The following is a 6,000-nucleotide window of genomic DNA, read 5'->3' as shown; positions in this document are numbered from 1 at the left end:
ACCACGTGAGATGACCTCTTAAACGGTGTCGCGGAGCCAGATGACGATCGCGGTGACGGCGAGGGTGCCGTTGAAGATGTAGTCGCGCTTGTCATAACGGGTGGGTGCGCCACGAGGCGCCATGGAATCGAGTGAGGTGAGAGACCTTCACCGCCGGGTTGTCGTAGCAATCCGGTTGAAGCTGGGGGCAGTTCGGTTCGGGGGATGCCGAGCCGAACGGTAAGCGGCCCCGACAACGCCGGGACGGGTTGGTACTGCCAGACGGTCCGGGTCCGGCTAGCGAGACAGGAAGGTGCACGCGAGAAATCAGTGCCTGACGCCCCGTAATTACGACACCGGCTCGAACCTGGCGGATCTGGGCCGGACGCAGTGCACGATCACCAGCGCTCGTCGGTGGTCGACTCCGAAGCCGACTCTACTCATCGGTGGGGAGGCCACGCTGAAAGTCTGCGGCGTAAGCGTGGCGATGCTGCCGGGGTAGAGCTGGGCACCTCACCTGTCGATCGATTCGTGGTGAACGTGGGAACTGTCCGCGGTCGCCCCTATATCGGACATCCAGTCCGATCGGGGCAGGCCCATCGCCGGCTGATGGCCGTGGGGCAGGACGGAGGCTCCGTAGTACTCCGAGGCCGGGAAAGCCGGTCACATGGGGAAGGGGGCCAGCAAGTCAGCAGTAAGGAGACTGGAATGCCAGGAGGCTGTCGCCGGTGAATACCGACGAGCTGGAATGGGCCTTGATGAAGGCCGAACGCCGGGTACTGGAGATCCAGACCAAGCTGCACCGTTGGGCTGCCGATGATTCTCATCGCAGGTTCGACGACCTGTTCAACCTCGTGGCCGATCCCGCCTTCCTGTTGGTGGCGTGGGACCCTGTCCGGGGAAACAAGGGTGCCCGCACGGCCGGAGTGGATGGGAAGACCGCCCGCTCCATCGAAGCCGGGCAAGGAGTCGAGGCTTTCCTCGACAAGCTGCGGACCCAGGTCAGAGACCGCAGCTTCCATCCGGTTCCTGTCCGCGAGCGGATGATTCCCAAGGCGAATGGCAAGCTTCGTCGTCTCGGGATTCCGACCGTGGCGGACCGAGTGGTCCAGGCGTCCTTGAAACTGGTGCTGGAGCCGGTATTCGAAGCGGATTTCCTCCCGTGTTCCTATGGGTTCCGCCCGAACCGCCGAGCTCACGATGCGATCGCCGAGACTCGCTACCTCGCCAGCCACGGATACGAGTGGGTGGTGGAGGGCGACATCACGGCGTGCTTCGACGAGATCGCGCACCCGGCCCTCATGGAGCGGGTGCGGAATCGAATCGGGGACAAGCGGGTGTTGTCCTTGGTGAAGGCGTTCTTAAAGTCCGGGATCCTGTCCCGTGACGGGGCCTTCACGGACACACGCACCGGGACCCCGCAGGGCGGGATTCTGTCGCCGCTGCTGGCCAACATCGCGCTCTCGGTCCTGGACGAGCACATCGCCCAGGGCCTCGGAGGACCAGATGGCACCTCCGAGGATCGGCGCAGGAGACGGCGCCGAGGATTGCCCAACTACCGGCTGGTCCGGTATGCGGATGACTTCCTCGTACTCGTCTTCGGGAGCCGAGATCATGCCGAGGAACTACGCGACGAGGTCGCAGAGGCATTGAAGCCAATGGGCCTTCGCCTGTCGGTGGAGAAGACAAATATCACGCACATTGACGAGGGCCTTGATTTCCTCGGATGGCGCATCCAGCGTCACCGGAAACTGGGCACTGATCGGCAGTACATCTACACCTACCCGGCACGGAAATCAGTGCGTTCCGTCACGGGCAAGGCGAAGGAACTGACCGGACGACAGAACGTCAGCTTGTCGCTGGAGTCGGTGCTTCACCGACTGAACTCGGTGTTGCGGGGATGGTGCGCGTATTTCCGTCCCGGAGTGTCGAACGTCGCTTTCTGTTACCTCAGCCACTACGCGTGGATGAGAGTGACACGATGGATCCGACGCAAGCACCCCGGGATCACTTGGAAACAGCTCCGTCGACGCTATTACGACGGCGGCTGGTGGCCCGTCACAGAGAAAGCGGAACTGTTCAACCCGGCCAAGGTAAGCACGACCAGATACCGATACCGGGGAAAACTCATTCCGGCTCCGTGGCCCACTACGGCATGAGGAACTGAACAGCCCGGAACGGGATTTGTGGAGAGCCCGGTGCCCGGAGACGGGCACGCCGGGTTCGGGAGGCGGCTCGGGGAAACCCACTGGTGGAAGCATCAGCAGGGCGCCCCGAGTCGACCTCACCCACCGCGCGGAACTGTTTCCACTTGTTCACGCACCGCTCGACCGCCTTGCGACGGCGGTATTGGGCTTTGTCGAAGGCCGGGGGTTGGCCACCGGCCTGTCCCCGACGCTTGCGGTGGGCCCGCTGGTCGTCGGGCTGGGCGATGGTGGCCTTGATGCCGCGACGGCGCAGGTAGGCACGGTTGCCGCGGCTGGAGTACGCCTTGTCGCCGCGTACCCGGTCCGGTCGGCTGCGCGGGCGGCCGGCGCCGCGGCGCCGGATGCGTAAGCCGTCCAGCACCGGGGCGAACATCGGGCTGTCGCCCCGCTGGCCCGGCGAGGTCAGCCAGTGCAGCGGGCGGGCCCGGTCGTCGGAGAGCAGATGGACCTTGCTGGTCAGCCCGCCCCGCGAGCGTCCCAACGCCTCGCGCCCATCTGTCTCCTCACGCGTTCCGCCCCCTTTTGCGGGTGGTCGGCCGGAGGCGTGCGGGGTGCCCCAGCCGCGTGCTGATGAGCCCGGCAGGTGGTGGAGGCGATGTTCACGGCCCACTCCTGCAGGGACACCTGACGGGCAAGCGCCTTGTCCGGGTCACCGGCATCCGCCTCGATCTGCAACTCTTCAAGGACGGCTTTCCATGTGCCGTCGGCCGACCAGAGAGCGCGGTCCCGCTGAGACCTGCGCGTGATGAATGCTGCGGTCTCTGCACCCGGTGCGGGCGCGGAGGTGAGGTGTCACCCGGTCTCGGGGATGTAGGCCGGCGACTTGCGCAGCTGCCGCTGAAGCCCGAGCGACAGCACGGCGGCAAGCATGAAGCTGGAGGACAGCACGAGCAGCCCGGCCCGGTCCGAGGAGGTGCTTTCGCGCAGCAGACCGAGGAGGTACGGGCCGATGAAGCCGCCGATGTTGCCGATGGAGTTGACCAGAGCGAGGGCGACAGCACCCTTGGCGCCGGGGAAGTGCTGGGAGGGGAAACTGTAGAGGAGCGGGACGGCCACCTGGATGCACGCGCCGATGCAGAGACCGAGCAGGGCGAAGACGGCGTTGTCGGTGAGGCTCGCCAGCAGCATGCCGGCCGCGGAGACTGCCAGGGTGATGGCGAGCGTGGTACGGCGGCTGCGGTTCTGCAGGCGTCGGGACGCGATGACCAGGGCGATCGTGGCCACGGTCCAGGGAATGGCGGAGAGCAGTCCGGAGGTCACGGTTCCCGCGTGCATCTTCAGCTCGATGACTTGGGGAAGCCAGTAGGTCACCGAGTAGAACCCGAGCATCATTAGCATGTACACGACGCTGTAGTACCAGACCTGGCGGTTGCGGAGGATGGCCCAGACGGCCTGTGTCCCGTGAGCGTCGTCAGCCTCGTCGAGGTTCTGGTCGCGTTCGATGGCCGTCTGCAAGGCGGTCTTCTCCTCGTCGGAGAGCCAGGTGGCCGCCTTGGGCGTGCTGGGCATCTTGACGAAGCTGACGACGCCGATCACCACGGCCAGGGCGCCTTCGATGATGAAGACCCACTGCCAGTCGGCGATGCCCAGGAGGCCGTCCATGGTCAGCAGGGCGGAGGTCAGGACACTGCCCAGTGCCAGGGAGACGGGGATGCCTATCTGGAACAGGGAGTAGGCGCGGGTGAGCCGACGCGCGGGCAGGAACAGGCTCAGGTAGAAGAGGACGCCCGGGTAGAAGCCGGCTTCGGCGATGCCCAGCAGGAGACGTGTCACGTACAGGGACGTCACCCCCTGCACCAGCGCGGTGAGCATGCAGACCACGCCCCAGCTCACCATGATGCGTGCGATCCACATCTTGGCGCCGTAGCGCCGCAGGGCGAGGTTGGAGGGGACCTCGAAGAGGACGTACCCCACGAAGAACAGCCCAGAAGCCAGACCGAAGACGGCTGGCGTGAGCCCGAGGGCGGATTCCATGGCGGGTCCGGCCACGGCGATGTTGGTGCGGTCGACGAAGGACACGAACAGGCCGATCACGGCCAGGGGCACGAGGTGACGGATCACCTTGCTCACAGCCCTGTGCTCCGCGGCCTCCGACGGGGCCTCGGTGGCGGAGTGAGCTGCCTGAGCGGGCTCTGGGGTTGTTCTGGGCATGGCGCGGTCGCTTTCTGCGGGAACGACGGTGTTCTGCGGCGGTCCCGCGGGCGGTTGCGGGCGCCTCGCGGGACCTCGCGACGAGAGGTCGGGCCGGTGGCTTACTGGGCGGAACCGTCGTGAGTGGCGACGGTGGGCTCGATACCAGTGGCTCCCACCACGTCGGCCCAGACGGAGAAGCCGTGCTGGAAGGTGACCACACCGGCCTCGGGCAGGGTGATCTCGATGGCTTCCAGGATCTGCTGGGGTGTGACACCGAGGTCGAGCGCCACCCGGATGTGACTGGCGATGTGACCGGCGGAGGCCCGCATGATCGTGAGACTGGTGATGAAGATGAGTTCCTTGGTGGCCTTGTCCAGGCTGCGTTCCGCGGTGTACGCGGCGGTCACCAAGTGGTTCGCCGCCTTGAGCACATCGATGTCCGCGTTGGCCATGAGCTTGTGGTATGGCAGTACATAGCCACGGGCCTTGGCCATCTCGTTGACGTACTCGAGCGCTTCTTTGTTGACGGTGGTCATGTGATCTGCTTTCTGTTCGTCATCGGTGTTCGTTGCCGCGGCAGGTCTGCCTCTTTCCGGGCGGAAGCGCCAGACCGTGCCCGGCCCGTCGCGCAGTCAGGCATCCAGTTGCTCCTCCTGCGCGAAGATCGTCGGCAGGGCCGCGTACCGGGCCTGTGCCACGTGCCGGCTGCCGGCCCTGCGGGCACCCTCGACGTCTCCGGCGACGATGGCGCGGCAGATGTCGGTGATCTCCGCCAGCGTGCGCTCGTGGCGTCCCGGCACCGACAGCGAGTACCGGCGCAGCATGCGGATGCGTGCGTGCAGCAGGCGCAGGGAGGTCGTCAGCTCCGGGTTTCCCGCCCCGTCCAGCAAGGCGTCGTAGAACCTGTCCTTGACCTCGAGCACCTCGTCGAGCGAGCCGCCCTGCATCGCCGCCTCCGTTGCCTTCAGGGCTTCGGAGAGCCTGCGCTTGTGCGTGAGGTCCCCGCGGGCGGCGAAGAGGCCGCAGGCCAGCGACTCCAACGCCTCGCGCACCTCGAAGAGGGCCTCGGCCTGGGCGTAGGACATCCTCGCCACGACGGCGCCGCGATGCGGCTCCAGGGTCAAAAAGCCCTCGGCTTCGAGCTGGCGCAGGGTCTCCCGCACGGTCGTGCGGGACACGCCGTGGGTTTCGCACAGCTCCCGCTCGTTGACACGCTCACCCGGCTGAAGGGTGCCGTCGCTGATCGCCGCGCGGATGGCGGAGGCCAGCCGGAAGCGGGACGGGGCCGTTGTGGACGGGGCAGTCAGTCGGCTGTCGGGCACGGGAGTCTCCTCGGATAGACGCTCGCTCGCCATACTCCGGCGAGCGTGGACCGCAGTTCCACCGGATTGTCATACTGAGAGGGTCGCCCCACCAGGAGACGGCGTTCCTGATGTGTGTCTTCAGGCCCCGGCGCGGAGAAAGTTGCCTTGCTGACCTCCGCTGAGCAAGGACCGTAAGACAATTCCTCAGGCTCGACAAGAGGCAGTCGTGCACCGACAGCCCGAGTTACAGCATCATATGCCCCTATTTTTCCCGCCCATACGGCCTCACGTGGGCCACCGAGGGGTCATCGTGTGCTCAACCATTGACCCTCGATGAAACATTGTCATACGGTCCGGGTGTCGAAGTGGCGGCCGCG

The 6,000-nt window shown here is 66.0% G+C and carries 5 protein-coding genes; 1 reads left to right on the top strand and 4 read right to left on the bottom strand.

Features of this window, described 5'->3' with window-relative positions; translation table 11 throughout:
• Window positions 1-707: 707 nt before the first annotated feature.
• Window positions 708-2,138, top strand: coding sequence for a group II intron reverse transcriptase/maturase (ltrA, locus tag J7I94_RS18285; RefSeq protein WP_215168192.1), 1,431 nt, complete (start codon window positions 708-710; stop codon window positions 2,136-2,138).
• Here ltrA and J7I94_RS18280 read toward each other — a convergent pair.
• The 4 genes from J7I94_RS18280 to J7I94_RS18265 form a co-directional block, all read right to left on the bottom strand.
• Window positions 2,128-2,667 (bottom strand): transposase, encoded by a 540-nt coding sequence (locus J7I94_RS18280; RefSeq protein WP_215168191.1) that lies wholly within the window; start codon window positions 2,665-2,667, stop codon window positions 2,128-2,130. The genes ltrA and J7I94_RS18280 overlap by 11 nt on opposite strands.
• A gap of 311 nt (window positions 2,668-2,978) precedes the next feature.
• A complete protein-coding gene (locus J7I94_RS18275; protein WP_215168190.1) occupies window positions 2,979-4,256 on the bottom strand; it encodes an MFS transporter in 1,278 nt (425 codons plus the stop codon).
• A 182-nt stretch (window positions 4,257-4,438) separates the two neighbouring features.
• Entirely contained in the window at window positions 4,439-4,855 is a 417-nt protein-coding gene (locus J7I94_RS18270) for a carboxymuconolactone decarboxylase family protein (protein WP_215168189.1), read from the bottom strand.
• Between the two features lie 96 nt (window positions 4,856-4,951).
• A complete protein-coding gene (locus J7I94_RS18265) occupies window positions 4,952-5,641 on the bottom strand; it encodes a GntR family transcriptional regulator (RefSeq protein ID WP_215168188.1) in 690 nt (229 codons plus the stop codon).
• Window positions 5,642-6,000 lie beyond the last annotated feature (359 nt).

Source organism: Streptomyces sp. ISL-12 (assembly GCF_018614415.1).
GTDB lineage: Bacteria > Actinomycetota > Actinomycetes > Streptomycetales > Streptomycetaceae > Streptomyces.
This window is presented reverse-complemented; position numbering and strand designations above follow the sequence as displayed.

Coding starts and splice junctions, on each gene's coding strand:
- J7I94_RS18270 (WP_215168189.1), bottom strand. CDS start 4,855: ATGACCACCGTCAACAAAGAAGCGCTCGAGTACGTCAACGAGATGGCC.